At 74.9% G+C, this 16,088-nt stretch carries 14 protein-coding genes; 10 read left to right on the top strand and 4 right to left on the bottom strand.

Features of this window, described 5'->3' with window-relative positions; all coding sequences use genetic code 11:
• Positions 1–111: 111 nt before the first annotated feature.
• The 3 genes from ACZ462_RS22565 to ACZ462_RS22555 all read left to right on the top strand — a co-directional run bounded on the left by ACZ462_RS22565 (position 112) and on the right by ACZ462_RS22555 (position 8,237).
• Entirely contained in the window at positions 112–957 is an 846-nt protein-coding gene (locus tag ACZ462_RS22565; protein WP_467808668.1) for a class I SAM-dependent methyltransferase, read from the top strand.
• A 231-nt stretch (positions 958–1,188) separates the two neighbouring features.
• Positions 1,189–3,264, top strand: coding sequence for an SPFH domain-containing protein (locus ACZ462_RS22560; protein ID WP_467808667.1), 2,076 nt, complete (start codon positions 1,189–1,191; stop codon positions 3,262–3,264).
• Positions 3,265–3,380: 116 nt separating this feature from the next.
• Complete coding sequence (locus tag ACZ462_RS22555; protein ID WP_467808666.1) at positions 3,381–8,237, top strand: DNA repair ATPase; 4,857 nt, start codon at positions 3,381–3,383, stop codon at positions 8,235–8,237.
• Between the two features lie 32 nt (positions 8,238–8,269).
• On the opposite strand, the gene ACZ462_RS22550 is transcribed toward ACZ462_RS22555, so the two are convergent.
• Both ACZ462_RS22550 and ACZ462_RS22545 read right to left on the bottom strand, forming a co-directional pair.
• Positions 8,270–8,812, bottom strand: a complete 543-nt coding sequence (locus tag ACZ462_RS22550; RefSeq protein ID WP_467808665.1) for an MOSC domain-containing protein — start codon at positions 8,810–8,812, stop codon at positions 8,270–8,272.
• A 59-nt stretch (positions 8,813–8,871) separates the two neighbouring features.
• A complete protein-coding gene (locus ACZ462_RS22545) occupies positions 8,872–10,029 on the bottom strand; it encodes an FAD-dependent monooxygenase (RefSeq protein WP_467808664.1) in 1,158 nt (385 codons plus the stop codon).
• Between the two features lie 72 nt (positions 10,030–10,101).
• Here ACZ462_RS22545 and ACZ462_RS22540 point away from each other — a divergent pair, with 72 nt between their 5' ends.
• The 5 genes from ACZ462_RS22540 (at position 10,102) to ACZ462_RS22520 (ending at position 14,079) form a co-directional block, all read left to right on the top strand.
• Positions 10,102–10,668, top strand: a complete 567-nt coding sequence (locus ACZ462_RS22540) for a TetR/AcrR family transcriptional regulator (protein WP_467808663.1) — start codon at positions 10,102–10,104, stop codon at positions 10,666–10,668.
• 270 nt (positions 10,669–10,938) lie between these two features.
• On the top strand, positions 10,939–11,679 hold the full coding sequence (locus ACZ462_RS22535) for an ATP-binding cassette domain-containing protein (RefSeq protein WP_467808662.1): 741 nt from the start codon (positions 10,939–10,941) through the stop codon (positions 11,677–11,679).
• A gap of 4 nt (positions 11,680–11,683) precedes the next feature.
• Complete coding sequence (locus ACZ462_RS22530; protein WP_467808661.1) at positions 11,684–12,946, top strand: DUF7224 domain-containing protein; 1,263 nt, start codon at positions 11,684–11,686, stop codon at positions 12,944–12,946.
• Positions 12,943–13,536, top strand: a complete 594-nt coding sequence (locus ACZ462_RS22525; protein ID WP_467808660.1) for a hypothetical protein — start codon at positions 12,943–12,945, stop codon at positions 13,534–13,536. Before ACZ462_RS22530 ends, ACZ462_RS22525 begins: the two co-directional genes overlap by 4 nt.
• Before the next feature lie 180 nt (positions 13,537–13,716).
• Positions 13,717–14,079 carry a DUF6247 family protein gene (locus ACZ462_RS22520; protein WP_467808659.1) on the top strand — a complete coding sequence of 121 codons (363 nt, stop codon included), beginning with the start codon at positions 13,717–13,719 and terminating at the stop codon, positions 14,077–14,079.
• Between the two features lie 61 nt (positions 14,080–14,140).
• On the opposite strand, the gene ACZ462_RS22515 is transcribed toward ACZ462_RS22520, so the two are convergent.
• The gene (locus ACZ462_RS22515) at positions 14,141–14,410 is read right to left on the bottom strand and encodes a hypothetical protein (protein WP_467808658.1); all 270 of its coding nucleotides are present in this window, start codon (positions 14,408–14,410) and stop codon (positions 14,141–14,143) included.
• Positions 14,411–14,419: 9 nt separating this feature from the next.
• Entirely contained in the window at positions 14,420–15,049 is a 630-nt protein-coding gene (locus ACZ462_RS22510; RefSeq protein ID WP_467808657.1) for a helix-turn-helix transcriptional regulator, read from the bottom strand.
• Between the two features lie 45 nt (positions 15,050–15,094).
• On the opposite strand from ACZ462_RS22510, the gene ACZ462_RS22505 reads away from it, so the two are divergent.
• Positions 15,095–15,502 (top strand): phosphopantetheine-binding protein, encoded by a 408-nt coding sequence (locus ACZ462_RS22505; protein ID WP_467808656.1) that lies wholly within the window; start codon positions 15,095–15,097, stop codon positions 15,500–15,502.
• A complete protein-coding gene (locus ACZ462_RS22500; RefSeq protein ID WP_467808655.1) occupies positions 15,499–15,987 on the top strand; it encodes an FBP domain-containing protein in 489 nt (162 codons plus the stop codon). The genes ACZ462_RS22505 and ACZ462_RS22500 overlap by 4 nt, the downstream gene beginning before the upstream one ends.
• The last annotated feature ends 101 nt before the right edge of the window (positions 15,988–16,088 follow it).

Below are 16,088 nucleotides of genomic sequence, written 5' to 3'. Positions count from 1 at the left end.
GAGTCCTCCGGTGGAGAGGGGTGTTGCCCAGTATGGGCAAGTGCCCATACTGTTTGGGCGTCTGCCCATACTAGGGCTTCGCACACGTCTGCGCACCGGGAGGTCCACCCCATGAACGGCACCGCGAACACTGCCCAGTACCGCGCCTGGAACGGCTACGAGGGCAGCCACTGGGCTGCCCGCCGGGACCGGTGGGACGCCGTCAACGCCGGCTTCGACCAGTCCCTGTTCGACGCCGCGGCCATCGCGCCCGGCGACCGCGTCCTCGACGTCGGCTGCGGTGCCGGGGCCACGACCCGCCTGGCCGCCCGGGCCGCGGCACCCCGCGGCAGCGCCCTCGGCCTGGACCTCTCGGGCCCGATGCTGGAGCAGGCCCGGGCCGCCGCCGGGAGCGAGGGCATCGCCAACGTCCGCTTCGAGCAGGGGGACGCGCAGGTCCACCCCCTCCCCCGCGGCGCCTTCGACCTGGTGATCAGCCGTTTCGGCGTCATGTACTTCGCCGATCCCGTCGCCGCCTTCGGCAACATCGCCGCCGCGCTGCGCCCGGGCGGCCGCGCCGCCCTGCTGTGTGCCGCCGAACCCGAGGGCAACGAGTGGCTGACCGCCCTGGCCGCCCTCGCGGACCTCCTGCCGCTGGACGGCTTCGGCGAGCCCGGCGGGCCCGGCATGTTCTCCCTCTCCGCGCCCGGCGCGGCGGCGGCGCTGCTGGAGCGGGCGGGTTGGGAGGACGTACGCGCCGAGCACGTGACCGCCCACGGCACCTGGGGCGACGACGCGGCGCACGCCGCCGACCTCATGCTGGAGTCCGGGCCCGTACGCCACCTCCTCGCCCGGTCCGCGCCCGGCGCGGCCGCCGAGGCCCGCAGGCGCCTGACCGGCGCACTCCGCCCCCGTGAAGGCGGCAACGGGCTGCGGCTGCGCAGTACCGCCTGGCTGCTCACGGCGACCGCGCGTTAAAAACGCGTGAAGACTGCCGGGGTCCGGCAATGTGCGGACCCCGCCTCGCGGAACAGGATGGAGACCGCGAACGCCGCAGGGGTGTCCGGCCCCAGGCTCGAAGTCGTGCGCCCGCGCCCGGAACCACGGCCGCCGGCGGGGCTTCTCCCGTCGTGTGCGACGGGTCGGCGCGTCCGGTTCGCGGAGCGGTTCCGGTGAGCCGCCTGGCAATGATGTGGAGGGGGTTTACTCATGGATGTCGTCACGACGGGCCTCGGCCTGCTGCTGCTCAGCGTCCTGGCCGTCGCGATCGTCGTGGTGGTCGTGCTGTCCCGGCTGTTCCGGAAGGTGGAGCAGGGCAAGGCGCTGATCGTGTCGAAGATGCGGAAGGTCGACGTCACCTTCACCGGCCAGGTCGTACTGCCGGTGCTGCACAAAGCCGAGGTGATGGACATCTCGGTGAAGGCCATCGAGATCTCCCGCACCGGCCGCGACGGCCTGATCTGCCAGGACAACATCCGGGCGGACATCCGCATCTCGTTCTTCGTCCGGGTCAACAAGACGGCGGCCGACGTCATCAAGGTGGCGCAGGCCATCGGCACGGCGCGGGCCAGCGACAAGGCGACCCTCCAGGAGCTGTTCAACGCCAAGTTCTCCGAGGCGCTGAAGACGGTCGGCAAGCAGATGGACTTTGCCGACCTCTACACCAAGCGCGACGAGCTGCGCTTCAGGATCATCGAGATCATCGGCATCGACCTCAACGGCTACAGCCTGGAGGACGCGGCGATCGACTACCTGGAGCAGACGCCCGTCAGCCAGCTCGACGCCGGGAACATCCTGGACGCGCAGGGCATCCGCAAGATCACCGAGCTGACCGCCATCGAGAACGTCCGCACCAACGAGTTCCGGCAGAACGAGCAGAAGGAGATCACCCGCCAGAACGTCGACGCCCGGGAGGCCATCCTCGAACTGGAGCGCCGTCAGGCCGACGCCGAGATCAGGCAGCGGCGCGAGCTGGAGACGGCGCGGGCCCGGGAGGAGGCCGAGACGGCCCGGGTGGTGGAGGAGGAGCGGCTGCGGGCGCAGAGCGCCTTCCTCAAGACGGAGGAGCAGCTCGGCATCCAGCGGGAGAACCAGGCCCGCGAGGTGGCCGTCGCCGCGAAGAACCGCGAGCGGGTCATCGCGGTGGAGAACGAGCGCATCGAGAAGGACCGCCTGCTGGAGGTCATCGCCCGGGAGCGGGAGACCCAGCTGACGCGGATCGCCGCGGACAAGGAGGTCGAGAACGAGCGGCGGGACATCGCGGAGGTCGTCCGCGAGCGGATCGCCGTGGACCGCACGGTCGCGGAGCAGGAGGAGTCCATCAAGCGGCTGCGGGCCGTCGAGGAGGCCGAGCGCACCCGGCAGGCCGTCGTCATCGCCGCCGAGGCCGAGGCGCAGGAGCGCCTGGTCAAGGACATCAAGGCCGCCGAGGCGGCGGAGCAGGCGGCCGTGCACCGGGCCGCGGAGGAGCTGACGCTGGCGGAGGCCCGCAACAAGGCGGCCGATCTGGAGGCGCGCGCCAAGATCCGCCTGGCGGAGGGGATCCAGGCCGAGGCGGCCGCGGCGGGCCTGGCCGGGGTGGCCGTACGGGAGAAGGAGGCCGAGGTCATCGAGAAGGCCGGCCGTGCCGAGGCCGAGGCCACGGCGGCCCGCCTGCGGGCGGAGGCCGAGGGCGCCCGCGAGCTGGCGCTGGCGGAGGCCGCGGGGGTCGGCGAGAGGCTCAGGGTCGAAGCCGCTGGCATCGGCGACAAGCTCAAGGCCGAGGCCGCGGGCCTGACCGAGAAGGCGGCGGCGATGGCCGCCCTGGACGAGGCGTCCCGGACGCACGAGGAGTACCGGCTGCGGCTGGAGGCGGAGAAGGAGATCCGCCTGGCCGGGCTGGAGGCACAGCGGCAGGTCGCGGAGGCGCAGGCCGCGGTCCTCGCGACGGGGCTGGAGAGCGCCGACATCAGCATCGTCGGCGGGGAGTCCGCCTTCTTCGACCGGATCGTGGGCGCGATGTCGATGGGCCGGGCGGTCGACGGGTTCATGGAGAACTCGCAGACGGCCAAGGCGCTGGCCGGGTCCTGGCTCGACGGCTCGGGTTCCTTCACCGACGACCTCACCCGCGCGGTGGCGAACACGTCCGCCGCGGGCGTCCGCGACCTGACCGTCTCCGCCCTGCTGGCGAAGCTCATGCCGGCAGGCTCGGGGCAGCTGGACGCGCTGATGGCCAAGGCCAGGGAGCTGGGCCTGGCCGACCTGCCGGTGAGCGAGCTCGCCGGGAAGACCGCGGCAGCCGCCTGAACGGCTCCGCCCTGGACTGACCGCCACGGGGGTGCGGTCGACGGCCGTGGAGCCGCCGCGGAGGGGGCGGCGGCTCCACGGCCTTTCATGTTTCGTACGCGAAGGAGCAGGACGCAATGACCACGGGCACGGACACGGCCACGGGCGCCGACACGGGGACGTACGAGGTGCTGCGCGGGCGGCTCGCCGCCCAGGCCGGCGAACTGGCCCGCGGCGCCGACGCCCTGAACGCGGCCCGGATCGCGGCGTTCGGCTCGGCCGGGGTCGCGCTGGCCGGCTCCGGGCACCTGCGCACCGGGGACGCCCGGGTTCCGGCGGACCTGGCGGGTGTCGGCGACTGCCTGCTGTTCGGCTACCGCGGCACCGGCGCGCGGGCCGGCGGTACGTCCGTCCGGGACGTGCTGGCCCTGTACGGCCGGGACCTGGAGCCGCTGCCGGAGGACGCGGTGCCCGGGCTGCTCGACGACCCGGCCTTCCGGCGGGAGTTCGACGACCTCCACCGCTACTACCACGGCGCGCGCCTCCAGCGGCTCCGGCTGGTCGACGACACCCTCCTCGCCGTCTTCCGCACCGGCGAGCAGGCGGAGGACATCCGCGTCCTGCGCTGGCAGGTCGGGCCGGCCGGCGCGGTGCGCTTCCTGGACGGGCGGGGCGAGCGCGACCACGTCTTCCCCGCGGCCCACGACGTGCGGTGGCGGGAGGTCACCCGCGACGACCACGTGCCGGGCCGCCACCCGCACGCGGCGGTCGACGGGCGGCTCTACGTCTCCACGGTCGGCGGAGCGCTGACCGTCAGGACGGAGAACGACACCGAGACGGACGCCGGGCTCGTGCACCGCGAGCCGGTGGACGAGTCCCTCCAGTCCCTCGCGGACGCCGAGATCGCGTACGCGGTCGTCGGGCCGCTCACGCTGCTGCGGGTGCTGCCGTACAAGGAGGAGACGCGGCGCCACCTCGTCCACAACGCGGTGACCGGGGCGGTGGTCCGGCTGGACGGCATCGGGCTGTCCTGCCGCCGGCTGCCGGACGACGGGGGAATCGTCTTCCCGGGCGGCTACTGCCTGGCCGACGGCACGGTGAGGACGTTCGACACGGACACCGCCGGCCTGGAGTTCGACCACTCGGTGGCCTCCCCGAACGGCGAGGACGTGCTGTTCGTCTTCCAGGAGCGGGCGGGGAACCGCAGGCTGCTGCTCCCCTACAGCCTGATCCGGCAGGAGGTGTCGGCGCCGCTGCCGTGCGACGGGCTGGCGCGGTTCGACGACGGCACGCTGGTGGTCCTGCGGCCGGGGGACGGGGGAGCCGCCCGGTCCCACGCCGTGCAGGAGTGGAGCACCCCCTTCACCTCCGACACCCGCGCGGGGTCGGAGGCGGAGGGGCCGCTCGCCCGCATCGGGAACCCGGACCTGGTCCGGGCGGTCGCCGACACCACGGCCATCGCCCGCCGGGCCGCGGCGGCCGGGGAGACGGACGCCTCCGCGGCGACGCCGGCGCTGTACGAGTCGCTGCTCGCGGACTGCGTCCGCACCGCCGACCGGTTCCCGTGGCTCTCCGACCTCGCCGACGCGGCGCCGGACGCGGTCGACCTGCACGCCGCGCTGGCGGCGGTGCGGGCCACGGCGGAGCAGGTGCTGGCGGAGTTCGAGGCGGTACGGGCGCTCACCGCGCAGGCCGCCGACGCGCTGGCCGAGGCCGGCCGGACCGTCGCGGGCCTGCTGCGGCGGATCCGCGGGGAGGCCCCCGCCGGGGCCGAGGAGTGGATCGCGCGCATCACGGAGCTGCGCCGGGCCCAGGGGCACCTGGTCACCCTCACCGGGATGCGGTACGTGGACACGGGCGCCGTCGAGGCGCTGGCCGCGGAGGCGGCCGCAGCCCTCGACTCCACCGCCGAACGCGCCATGGCGTTCCTGCGGCGGGCGGACGCGTTCGACGGCTACGCCTCCGAGGCCCGCCGGCTCGCCGAGGGGGCGGAGGCGATCGCCACCGCCGCCGAGGCCGAGCCGCTGCGCCGGGAGCTGGAGGACCGCGTCCTCGGCCTCCAGGAGCTGACCGAGGTCGCCTCCGGGCTGGAGACCGGCGACCCCGCGGGGCGCGCCGGTGTCCTGGAGCGGATCGGCGAGGTGCTGGGTGCGCTGAACCAGGCCCGCGCCAGGCTGGAGACGCGCAGGCGGGAGCTGCTGCACGAGGAGGGCGGCGCGGAGTTCGCGGCGGAGTTCGCGCTGCTGGGGCAGTTGGCGACGGGTGCGCTGGCCGCGGCCGGCACCCCCGAGGAGTGCGATGCGCAGCTGGCCCGTCTGCTGGTGCAGTGGGAGAACCTGGAGGCCCGCTTCGCCGAGAACGAGGAGTTCACCGCCCGGCTCGCGGAGAAGCGGGCCGAGGTGCAGGACGCGTTCTCCGCGCGCCGCCAGAGCCTCCAGGACGCCGGCGCGCGGCGCGCCGAGTCCCTCGCCGCGTCGGCGCAGCGGGTGCTGGAGACGGTGGTCCGCCGGGCCTGCACGCTCGGCGACGACGACGCCGTCAACACGTATTTCGCATCCGACCCGGTGGTGGCCGGGGTGCGCCGGACCGTGGAGCGGCTGCGGGCGCTCGGGGACTCGGTCCGCGCGGAGGAGCTGGCGGGGCGCCTCGCCGCGGCCCGGCAGGAGGCGGGGCGGGCGCTGCGGGACCGCGCCGAGCTGTACGCGGACGGGGGCGGGACGGTCCGGCTGGGCCGGCACCGGTTCGCGGTGACCCGGCAGCCCGCCGAGCTGACGCTGGTGCCGTACGGGGAGGGCATGGCGTTCGCGCTGACCGGCACCGACTACCGCCGGCCGGTCACGGATCCCGGCTTCGCGGAGAGCCGGCCGTACTGGGACCGGGCGCTGCCGTCGGAGTCGGCGGAGGTGTACCGGGCCGAGTACCTGGCGGCGCGGCTGCTGTCCGGGCACGGCCCGGACGCGCTGGCCGCCGCCGGGGACGGGCTCGACGTACTGGTGCGGCGGGCGGCCGAGGAGGCGTACGACGAGGGGTACGAGCGGGGGATCCACGACCACGACGCGACCGCCATCCTGCGCGTGCTGCTCGGGCTGCGCCGGGAGGCGGGGCTGCTGCGGCACCCGGCGCGGGAGCGGGCCGCCGCCGCGCTGTTCTGGGCGCACGGGCTGGGCGGCGGGGAGCGCGACGCGCTGGGCCGCCGGGCGGTCTCGCTCGGGCGGGCGCGCGACCTCTTCGGGTCCGCGCCCGCGCTGCGGGACCTCCAGGACGAACTGGCCCGCGCCATCGGCTCCTTCGCGGCGGGCGGGGCCGACCCGGTGGGGGCTGCCGCGTACCTCCTGGAGGAGCTGACCTGCGGGCCTGAGGGTTTCGCGCTGTCGGGGGCCGCCCGGGGGCTGCTCGACGCGTTCCGCCGCGGCGCGGGCGACGGCGGGGGCGCGCCGTACGACGAGGACCTGGCGGTCCTGCCGGGGCTGGCCGAGCGGCGGCAGCTCGTGGAGGGCTGGCTGGGCGCCTTCGCCGCCGCGACCGGGCACGGCGCGGATGCGGGGACGGTGGAGGAGGCGGCCGCGGCCGAGTTGTGCCGGTCGCTGCCCCGCTATCCGGCGGAGGGTGCCACGGCCGCCACCGTGACCGGGCTGCTCGGCACGCACTCCCGGGTGCGGGACCGCGCGCTGCCGGTGCACCTGGCCGAGTTCCTCACCCGTACGGCGGAGTTCGCGGCCGCGGACGTCCCGGGGTTCCGGGCGCACCAGCGGCAGCGGGCCGGCCTGCTGGCGGCGGAGCGGGAGCGGCTGCGGATCGACGCGTACCGGCCGCGGCCGATGCCGTCGTTCGTCCGGAACCGGCTGATCGACGAGGTGTACCTGCCGCTCGTCGGCGACAGCCTGGCCAAGCAGCTCGGCGCGGCCGGCGACGCGCGGCGCACCGACTCGCACGGCCTGCTGCTGCTCCTGTCGCCGCCCGGCTACGGCAAGACCAGCCTGATGGAGTACGTCGCGCAGCGGCTGGGGCTGCTGCTGGTGAAGGTGGACGGGCCGGCGCTCGGGCCCGCCACCACCTCCCTCGACCCGGACGCGGCGCCCGACGCGGCGGCCCGGCGGGAGCTGGAGAAGGTGGCCTTCGCGCTGGAGGCCGGCAACAACGTGCTGCTGTACCTGGACGACATCCAGCACACGTCCCCGGAGCTGCTCCAGCAGTTCATCCCGCTGTGCGACGCGACGCGCACGCTGGACGGGCGCGACCTGCGCGGGAAGCGCTTCGCGGTGTGCATGGCGGGGAACCCGTACACGCAGTCGGGCGAGCGGTTCCGGATCCCCGACATGCTCGCCAACCGGGCCGACGTGTGGAACCTCGGCGATGTCCTCACCGGCCGGGAGGAGGCCTTCGCGTTCAGCTTCGTCGAGAACGCCCTGACGTCGCACCCGGTGCTGGCTCCGCTCGCCGGGCGGGACCGCGCCGACCTCGCGCTCCTCGTACGGCTGGCCGAGGGGGACCCGGCGGCGCGCGCCGACCGGCTGTCGCACCCGTACGCGCCGGCCGAGGTGGAGGAGATCACGGCGCTGCTCGGCCATCTGACGGCCGCGCGCAGCACGGTGCTCGCCGTGAACGCCGCGTACATCGCGTCGGCGGCGCAGGACGACGCGGACCGGACGGAGCCGCCGTTCCGGCTGCAGGGCTCCTACCGGAACATGAACCGGATCGCGGCGCGGCTGTCGCCCGCCATGAACCGGGCGGAGGTGGCCGCGGTGGTCGACGACCACTACCGGGCGGAGGCGCAGGCCCTTGCGACGGGCACGGAGGCCAACCTGCTGAAGCTGGCGGCGCTGCGGGGCGCGCTCACCCCGGAGCAGGCGGCGCGCTGGGCGGAGATCACCGCTCCGTATGCCCGCGGGGGCGGGAGCCGGGGCGGGGGACGCGTGGGCCGGGTTCCGGCCCCGGTGGGGCGGCTTCCGCGGGCCGTCCGCCGGCCGGTGCTCCGGTCGGCCCGGCGCCGCTGAGGGCCCGGGGCGGGTGCGGGCGTGCGGGGCGGTCAGACCCGGTCGAGGGGGCGGTGCGGGCCGGTGGGGAGCTCCGCCTCGATCGGGTCGCCGGGGCGTACCACGCCGCCTTCCTTCACGATGCTCATGATTCCGGCCTTGCGGATGACGTTCCCCGCCTCGTCGCGGCCGACCACGCGTTTCAGCAGCCCCTTGCGGAAGCGGTCGATCTGCCGACAGGGGTTGCGGAGGCCGGTGACTTCCAGGACCGCGGTGTCGCCGATGCGGAGCAGGGTGCCGACCGGGAGGCCGAGCAGATCGATGCCGCTGGTGGTGATGTTCTCGCCGAGGTCGCCGGGCGCCACCTCGAACCCTTCTTCGGCGACCTCGGCGAAGAGCTCCTCGTGGATGAGGTGGACCTGGCGGAGGTTCGGCTGGGTGGGGTCCTCTGCGAGCCGTGAGCGGTGCTTGACCGTCACACCGGCGTGGACGTCCCCCTCGACGCCGAGGCCGGTGAGCAGGGTGATGGCGTCCCGGTTCGGCTTGGTGAACGAGTACGTTCCGTTGCTGCTGACCGCCGACACTCTTGCACGCATGTCCGGGAACCCCCTCGTCGGTGACCGTGGCCGGCACGAGCCTAATTCGGGGTCAGCGGTCAGGGCAGGTGGGGCGGGGTCCAGGTGTGGTGGCGGAGGATCATGCGGGTGGAGACCCGGGAGGGGGTCAGGCGCATCGCGGTGTTCCGCAGGGCGACCGCCGCGGGGTGCGAGAGCTGCCCGCCCATCCTCCCGGCCCGGCGGGCGGCCCGGGCGACGGCCTGGCTGCGGGGGCGGCGCTCGGCGTCGTAGCGGGTGAGCGCGGCGTCGACGGTGGGGGTGGTGGCGAGTGCCGCGGCCAGGGTGACCGCGTCTTCCAGTGCCTGGCAGGCGCCCTGTCCGAGGTGGGGGGTCATGGCGTGGGCCGCGTCGCCGAGCAGCGCGATCCGTCCGGCGGCGTACGAGGGGAGGGGGGTGAGGAGTTCGCCGACGTCGTGGTGGAGTACGGCTTCGGGCCGGGTCGCGTCCAGGAGGGCGGGGATCGGGTCGTGCCAGTCGTGGAAGCGGCGGCGCAGTTCGGCCAGGGGGTCGGCGAACCGGGTGCCGGGCGGGAGGCCGAGGACGGCGTGCCATTCGGCCCGCCCGTCCGGGAAGGCGATGTGCCCGAACTCGGCGCCGCGGCCCCAGGTCAGTTCGAAGTCGGTGGACAGGCCGACGGCGTGGTCGGTGATGGCGCGCAGGACGGCCGAGCCGCTGTGGACCGGGCCGGGGTGGCCGGGGAAGAGGCGGCTGCGGATCCTGCTGCCGATGCCGTCGGCGGCGATCACCAGGTCGGCGTCCAGGGTCGTGGCCCCGCAGTCGACGCGGACCGCATCGGGGCCGGTCTGTTCGACGGCGGCCGCCTGGAGGCCGGTCAGCAGCGCCTCGGCGGGCAGGGCGGCGCGCAGCAGGCGGTGCAGGGTGGAGCGGGGGATGCCCACGATCGGGGTGCCCACCGCCCGCTCCAGGGCGGAGCCGTCCATCCGGGACAGCCGGCGGCCTCGGGGGGTGCGGGTGCCGCCGGTGTACTGGCCTCGGGAGGCGGCCCGTACGGCCTGGCCGACGCCGAGCCCGTCCAGGGCGCGGAGGCCGTTCGCGGCCAGGGAGATGCCGGCGCCGGCGTCCTCCAGGGCGGCGGCGCGTTCGACGACGGTGACGTCCCATCCGATGCGGCGCAGGCCGATCGCGGCGGCGAGCCCGCCGATGCCTCCTCCGACCACCACTGCCGTGCCGCCCACGTCGCACCTCCGCGATTTCTACACCTGTAGAAGAGGAGCCTATCCGGGCATCTACAGGTGTAGAAAGGGGGGATGGCTTCCACGGCTCCGGATCGGCGCACCCTCCTGGCGGACTCCGCCATCGACGTACTCGCCGAGGAGGGGATCCGCGGCCTGACCCACCGCGCCGTCGACCGCAGGGCCGCCCTGCCGCCCGGCACCACCTCGGCGTACTTCCGGACCCGCGCCGCCCTGCTCACGGCGCTCGTCACGCGCCTGGTCCAGCTCGACCAGGCGGAACTGCAGACGACGGCCGAGGGGCTTCCGCCCCTGCGCACCGCCGGGGACCTGGTGAGCGGCATGGCGCTGCTGGCCCGCCGGCGCCTCACCGGCGAGGGCCGCCGCCGCTCGCTCGCCCGCTACGCCTGCACCGTCGAGAGCGTGCGCGACCCCGAACTCCGCGCCATCCTCACACCGCACGACAACGCCGGCCGCGAGGCCGTCCGCCGGTTCCTCGCCGCACGGGGCGTCGAGGACGTCGACAACCGCACGCACACCCTGCTGACCTGCCTCGACGGTCTCGTCTTCGACGGCCTGGTCAGCGGCGGCGAAGTGCGGCGCGAGGCCCTGGAGGGCCTGGTCGCGGCCGCGCTGCGCTAGAGCAGCGCTACGGCCTGTCCGGCGGAGCGGATGCAGGTCGAGGGAACCGCCGGACAGCACCCGGCCGTCCCCCGGGTTGACGCACAGCTCGACGAACCCGTCGTCGCGGCGAAGCGAGGCGCCGCCCTCGCCGACGATCGGTCCGTTTTCGGCCATCCTGATCCGCAATCGGCGGAGCGGAACATTCCGGCATTACGGTCGATTTCGTCCATATGCCACGCCCGTCTCTTACCGTGCCGCCGCCAGGGCGGCGGATTGCGTGCTGTGATCATGGCTTTGGTATTCGATGGCGTCGCCTTCCGGTACGGGAGGCAGGCGCCCGTCTTCACCGGGTTGACCCTGACGGTCGACGCCCCCGCGACCGTGCTGCTGGGCCCGAACGGCGCGGGCAAGTCGACCCTGATGGCGTTGGCCGCCTCTCAACTGGCGCCGGCCGCCGGGACCGTCGGCTTCCGCGGGGCGCGTCCGGACCGCCGCGGGCAGGCCGCCTACCGCAAGCGCGTCGCGTGGATACCGCAGAACATCACGCCGGTCCCCGGCCTCACCGTACGCGAGCAGGTCGCGTACGCGGGCTGGCTGAAGGGGATGGGCCGCCGCGCGGCGTGGGAGGCGTCGGCCGCGGCGATCGAGCGGGTCGGGCTGGGCGAGCTCGCCGACCGCAAGAGCCACCAGGTCAGCGGCGGCCAGCTCCGGCGCATGGGCATCGCCGGAGCGCTGACGCACCGCAGCGAGCTGCTCCTCATGGACGAGCCGACCGCCGGGCTCGACCCGCAGCAGCGGCAGGTGTTCCGCCGGCTGGTGGCGGAGCTGTCGCGGGAGGTGCAGGTGATGGTCTCCACGCACCAGACGGACGACCTGGCGGATCTGTACCGGCAGGTCGTCGTCCTGGACGGGGGAACGGTCCGCTTCCAGGGGAGCCCGTCGGAGTTCCACGCCCTGGCCCCCGCCACCGGTACCGGCCGGGAGCGGTCGGAGGCCGCGTACGCGGTGCTCGTCGGGCAGGAGGTCTGAAGCGATGCGGATCCGCACCCTCATCCGGTCGTCGTCCGCGACGGTCGTGTTCTTCCTGCTCGCGGCGTACGTGCTCTTCCTCCTCAGCGACGCGCTGACCCTCTCCGTGACCCGGGGGTACGGCCCCTCTGCCGTCGGTCAGGCGTCCTTGGCGCTGCCGTTCGCCGCTGCGGCGTGCGCGGGGAGTGCCGCCTGGGAGGCGGCCCGTCTGCGGCGCGGCCGGGTGTTCGGGCAGGCTCCCCTACGCGGGCGGCTCGGCGTTGCGCTGCCCGTCCTGGTGCCGGTGTGGCTCATGGGGGTCGGCGGCATGGCCGTGGCCCTGGCCGTCTCCTCCGCCGCCGCCGGGGCGGCCCCGCCCCTCTCGCACGGGTCCATGCTGCTCGCGCACGGGCTGCTGCTCGCGGCCAACACCCTCGCCGGATACCTGCTCGGCTCCCGGCTGCCCGGACTGGCCGCCGCACCCCTCGGGCTCGTCGTCGGCTTCGTCGTCGTGGGCTTTCCGGCTGCCCTGAGCACCCCGTGGCCGCGCCAGCTCGTCGGCGGCGGCTTCGCGGACTGCTGCTCCGTGGACGCCGTCATCAGCCGGCGGGCCGTCGGGGTGGCGGTGCTGTTCGCGGGAGCGGCGTGCGTCGCCGCCCTCGCCGTCATCCACCGTGCGACGCGGGGCAGCGCCGCGCTGGCGGCGGTCCTGGTGTGCGGCGCCGTCGCGGTTGCCGCACCGGTGGCCGAGCCCCTCGGCTACTCTTCGGTCGCCGCCCGGGACGCGTCCGAACTCGTCTGCGACGGGCGGCAGCGGCCGCGGATCTGCCTCTGGCCCGAGACCGCCGACCACGAGGGCGTCGTACGGCAGACGCGGGCGTACGCGGCCCGCATGGCCGAGGCGGGGCTGCCTGTCCCGGACGCGCTCACGCAGAGCCGCAGGCCCGGGCCCGGGGAGACGGGCTTCGGCATCAAAGCCGCCCCGCGGCACGAAGACCTGGCGGCCAGCCTGGCGCACGCCGTCATGCCGCCGTTCCCGGACTGTGCCCGCACCACGGGCAGGTTCGACGCCCTTCCCGCCCGCGGTCCCGTCGAAGCCTGGATCATGGGCGTCGCGACCCAGTCCCCGCCTCGGGAAGGCCGGTTCACGCCGGATGACGCCGCGCTCGTCCGGAAGGTCCTGGAGCAGCCCCGCGAGGCGCAGCTGGCCTGGTACGAGGCCAACCGCCAGGCGCTGGCCGCCTGCGACCGGCCGCCGCACCCCGACCCGGCGGGGGCGGGCCGGTGATCTGGTGGCTGCGCTCGCGGGCCGCGGCCCTGCTGGTCTCCTGCACCCTGCTGACCTCGCTGGCCGGTCTCGTCGTCGGCAGCGTCGAGATCCCGGTGCCGGTTCTTGCGGGGCGGTCGGGGCAGTTCCTGCTGGCGGGGCTGACCGCGCTGCTGCCCGCGGTGCTGTGGGCCAGCGGCACCGGTCGCGCCGCCGCACCGACGGAGCACACCGCCGTGCGGCCCGTGCACCGGTGGGACGCCGCGCTCGCCGTCGGACTCGCCGGGGCGGCCCTCGCCGTCAGCGGGCTCGCGTACGCCGCGGGCTCCACCGGCATCGCGGGCGCCGTCGGCCGCAACACCGCCGTCTACCTGGGCATCGCGCTGCTGCTCACCCCGGTCGTCGGCCACCGAGTCGCGGCACCGCTGACCGCGGCCTACCCGCTGGCCTGCGCCGCCGCCGGGGGGCGCGCGGACGGCGGGGCCGAAGCGTGGGCGCTCATCCTGCACCGCCCGGACTCGGGCCCGGCGCTCGCCGCAGGCGTCGCGGTCCTGGCCGCGGGCGCTGCGGTCGCCTTCGCGAGGCCGCCGGCCGCGGCCCAGCCAACGTGAGATCCTCGACCGGTCCGGATTGCCGGGGAGCCGGCCGCGATCACCAGCAAGGGCAAGACGCTCGCGCATCCGGTGCCGGCCGAGTGGTTCGAGCACTACCGGCACCTGGTGGAGCAAGCGCCCGCCGACAGCCAGGACGCGGCCTGACAGACCCGTGGTGGAATTCAGGAGCCCGGCACCATGACTGCTCAACCAGTGCACTTCGACGGCCCCAGCGGCGACAGGCCGCTCCCGCCGATGCCCGAACGTACGCCCCAGGCCCTGCGCCTGGCCATCCAGGACCACGCGCCGCACCTCCTGCCCGACTTCGAGGCCCACTGGCGGCGCGCGATCGGGGACGCCTTCAACCTCACGCCGGTGCCCGCGTTCATGAGGCTGTGGTGGACGCAGTACGCCATCGCACGCGATCCCGCCCTCGAGGCACACCTCCGCGACCTCGAAGCTCGTGCGGCCAACACCGAGGACCCGGCGGAGTCGGACCGGCTCCTGGCGGAGTACAGCCGCCTGCGGCGCACCGCTGCCGCAGTGGAGCCCGGTCAATGACCGACGAACCCCCGGCTCCGGGAACCGGTCACCGCGCCCGACCCCGGACGGTGCGGCGCGGTCAGGAGAAGACGCCGATCAGGAACTGGATGGTGAACAGGGCGACCATGCAGAAGCCGGCGGCGGCGAGGAGCCATTGGGCTGCGCCGCGGGGGCTGTCGAAGCGGGTGAAGTAGCCGCCGAGGCCGGCGAGGCCGAGGAGTGCGCCGCCCCAGAAGACCGGGCCTTCGTGCCATTTGGCCAGGACGGCTATGGCTGCGAGCAGGAGCGCCAGGGCAATCAGTTGGCCGCGTGTGGCGGTGCTACGTGTGGTGTCCCCCGAGTGAGTCATGGCCGAATCCTAGCCGGGGTGCTGTTCGCCGGCGGGTGGCGTGGGCGGGGTGTCCGGGCGGGTGGCGGTGCGCTGGGAGCCGAGGAGGTAGCCCGCCTGGAAGCGGCTCTTCACGCCGAGGCGGTCCATGATCTCGGCGATGTGGCGGCGGCAGGTGCGGACGGACATGCCCATGCGGGTGGCGATGGACTGGTCGGTCAGGCCCTCGCTCAGCAGCAGGGTGATGCGCTGCTTCAGCTGCTCGGAGATGTCCGCGACGTCCCGGTTGTTCCACTCCAGCGGGAACGGTGTGGCGCTGACCCACCACAGTTCGAAGGTACTCAGGATGAAGTGGACCAGGTTCGGCTCGCGGACGATGATCGCGGCGCCCGGATCGTCCTCCACCCCGATGACGGCCACTTTGCGGTCGAACACCAGCAACCGGACGAACCGGTCGTCGAGCGTCCGCACCTCGGCCCCGCGCTGGGAGACCCGTTCCACGTACTCGCGCGTGCCCTGGCTGAAACGGGCCGTGTGCTGGTAGAGGGTGCGCATGCTGACGCCCCGCTCCAGCATCGCCTCGTCCCGGGCGATGGCCTCCACGCCGTCCCCGCGGCGGGTTCGCCGGCGGCCGGGGCGCAGGAGCTGCTGCGCGGCCACGCGGCGGCCGCCCTGCCCGAGCACATGGTGCCGGCGGCGTTCTGCATGCTGGACGCGCTGCCGATGACGCCGAACGGCAAGCTGGACCGTAAGGCGCTGCCGAGCCCGGACCTCCGGGCGGCGGAACGCCCGTACGCGGCTCCGGAGTCGGAGACGGAGCGGGCGGTGGCCGGGATCTGGGAGGAGCTGCTGGGTGTCGGGCGGGTCGGCCGGGACGAGGGCTTCTTCGCCCTCGGCGGCCACTCGCTGCTGGTGGTGCGGGCCGTGAACGCGATCCGGTCGCGGTTCGGGGTGGCCCTGCCGATCCAGCAGTTCTTCCGGGAGCCGACCGTCGCCGGGCTGGCCCGGGCGGTCGAAGCGGGCGCCGCCGGAGCGGTGGCGGACGCCGCCGCCGACGGCCCCCGTCTCGTCCGCCGCGCCCGTACGGCCCGTACCGCCGGGGGGAACCGGTGAAGGCGATCACGCAGGACGAGATCCGCAGGGCGTTCGTGAACATGTCGAAGAGCCGGTCCAAGGCCCTGACCGTGCCGGTCCTGGACGGGATCGACTGGGAGGACCGCGACTTCTACGCGTGGACCGACGGCCGTGACCTCAGCCGCGCCTACCTCGTGGCGCAGCGGCCGGACGGGCCGGTCGGCGTGGAGCTGCGGGCCACCCGCCGGACCGCGGACTTCCGCCGCAAGTCGATCTGCGGGCTGTGCTACACCTCGCACCCGGTCGGCGGGACGGCCCTCTTCTCCGCCCTCAAGGGCGGCAAGGAGGGCCGGCTGGGGAACTCGGTGGGGCTGTACGCCTGCCGGAACCTGGCCTGTTCCGCGTACGCCCGGAAGAAGATCGCGGCCCCGATGGGGCAGATGGACGAGACGCTCGACCTGGACGAGCGGATCGCCCGGGTCGTCCAGGGACTGGAGGCCTTCCTGACGCGGATCCTGCACTGACGGCGGTCCCCGTACGGGCGCGGTGGGGGGGGGGGGGGGGGGGGGGTGGGGGGGGGAGGGGGGGGGGGGGGGGGGGGGGGGGGGGGGGGGGGGGGGGTCGT

The organism is Streptomyces sp. NPDC031121, from assembly GCF_055570615.1.
This window is presented reverse-complemented; position numbering and strand designations above follow the sequence as displayed.

Bases quoted from the DNA above. Each gene is read 5' to 3' on its own strand.
- ACZ462_RS22565 (WP_467808668.1), top strand. From the start codon at position 112: ATGAACGGCACCGCGAACACTGCCCAGTACCGCGCCTGGAACGGCTAC.
- ACZ462_RS22560 (WP_467808667.1), top strand. From the start codon at position 1,189: ATGGATGTCGTCACGACGGGCCTCGGCCTGCTGCTGCTCAGCGTCCTG.
- ACZ462_RS22555 (WP_467808666.1), top strand. From the start codon at position 3,381: ATGACCACGGGCACGGACACGGCCACGGGCGCCGACACGGGGACGTAC.
- ACZ462_RS22550 (WP_467808665.1), bottom strand. From the start codon at position 8,812: ATGCGTGCAAGAGTGTCGGCGGTCAGCAGCAACGGAACGTACTCGTTC.
- ACZ462_RS22540 (WP_467808663.1), top strand. From the start codon at position 10,102: ATGGCTTCCACGGCTCCGGATCGGCGCACCCTCCTGGCGGACTCCGCC.
- ACZ462_RS22535 (WP_467808662.1), top strand. From the start codon at position 10,939: ATGGCTTTGGTATTCGATGGCGTCGCCTTCCGGTACGGGAGGCAGGCG.
- ACZ462_RS22530 (WP_467808661.1), top strand. From the start codon at position 11,684: ATGCGGATCCGCACCCTCATCCGGTCGTCGTCCGCGACGGTCGTGTTC.
- ACZ462_RS22520 (WP_467808659.1), top strand. From the start codon at position 13,717: ATGACTGCTCAACCAGTGCACTTCGACGGCCCCAGCGGCGACAGGCCG.
- ACZ462_RS22515 (WP_467808658.1), bottom strand. From the start codon at position 14,410: ATGACTCACTCGGGGGACACCACACGTAGCACCGCCACACGCGGCCAA.
- ACZ462_RS22505 (WP_467808656.1), top strand. From the start codon at position 15,095: ATGCTGGACGCGCTGCCGATGACGCCGAACGGCAAGCTGGACCGTAAG.